Here is a 1,489-nt window from a genome sequence, read left to right as displayed (position 1 = left end):
CCAATCTAAGTTAATGTTAAATAAAAATATTTTTTAATAATTTGCCATTAAGACTTGATCATTAGATATAATCATCTTAAAATAAATACTTGAAAGGTAAGTTGTACCATACAAACAACATTGTCTAATAATATAGATCATTTTGCTTGATGTTAAATGTCTACGTTATATAGATATTAAAATCAAAGTTACTATAACTGGAATGCTCAGGTGTTGCTACCGGCATTGCTAGTATTCTAGTTATAGTGACGTGATTCTTCTATTCTTTAATTATCTACAAACAGTTTTTACATTAATACTATAAATATTAGTGTTGAATTGGGAGTAATAATTAAAGATAGAAGCTTTTTGTTCACCTATCCTGTAAAAGATAGGTGTTTTTTATTGCTCTTTTTCTATGATATAATTATTAAAACGTTTGTTCGAATAAGGAGGAATTATGGAATCTACTAAGTATCTTAGTTTAATCAAAACTGAATTAGATAATATGCCGGACTTTGTTAAACAATATAATTTGGGCACTAATCATTCCTTGACAACTACTTATCAATACCTAACTGAAATACGCAGATTTTTTGATTGGCTGCGTCAAGAAGGTATTTCTTCTGCTCAAGATAATCAACATATTTTGCCAGATACTTTAGCCAATTTGCGTCGAAATGATATCATGCTTTATATTGATAACTTAGGGCATACTAAGAATAAACAGGGTCATTTAAACTCCCCCACTACTATCAATCGTTCAATCAATGCCTTACGCTCTTTATTTAAATTTTTAACTATTACAGCAGACAATAATAATGGGAAGTCCTATTTTGAACGAAATGTGATGCTTAAAATTGAATCTTTAAATGACACGAAGACATTAAATTATCGAGCTCACGTTTTAGAATCACATATGTACACTGGAAATCTTAAATTCGAATTTCTTAAATTTATTGCTCATGATTATGAGAATAAATGCAATAAACAGGCTAAACCAGGTTTTAAAAAGAATAAAGAACGTGATATGGCCATTATTGCTCTAATCTTAGGAACAGGAATTAGAGTCTCAGAATGTGCCGGCGTGGATATGCAGGATTTGAATATTAAAGATGCTATATTAGACGTTACCCGTAAAGGTGGCCAAAAAGATAGTGTCCCTATTGCAGAATGGACATTAGATTATATAAAAAAGTATAAAAAAATTCGAGCTGAGCGCTATATGGCCGATCCTAAGCAGACCGCTTTCTTTTTAACTAGATGGCATAACCAAACCAAACGAATGACTACTAATGCAATTGAAAAAATGGTTAACAAATATTCGGCAAGTTTTGGTCATCCTCTTACACCTCATAAATTGCGCCATACACTAGCATCTGAACTTTATGCCGTCACTAAAGATCAGGTTTTAGTAGCACAGCAATTAGGTCAAAAAGGAACTACTGCCACAGATTTATACACTCACGTAGACCAAAAAAAGCAACGAGCAGCATTAAATGTCATTTCT

Annotated in this window: 1 protein-coding gene; it reads left to right on the top strand. The window is 31.6% G+C overall.

Features of this window, described 5'->3' with window-relative positions; genetic code table 11:
- Window positions 1-439: 439 nt before the first annotated feature.
- A partial coding sequence (gene xerS / locus HMPREF0518_RS03705) for a tyrosine recombinase XerS (RefSeq protein WP_003626253.1) occupies window positions 440-1,489 on the top strand: 1,050 nt, incomplete at its 3' end.

The organism is Lactobacillus helveticus DSM 20075 = CGMCC 1.1877, from assembly GCF_000160855.1.
In the GTDB taxonomy this organism is placed as follows: Bacteria; Bacillota; Bacilli; order Lactobacillales; family Lactobacillaceae; genus Lactobacillus; species Lactobacillus helveticus.
The sequence above is the reverse complement of the archived record's forward strand: the minus strand, read 5'-3'. Positions and strand labels throughout refer to the sequence as shown.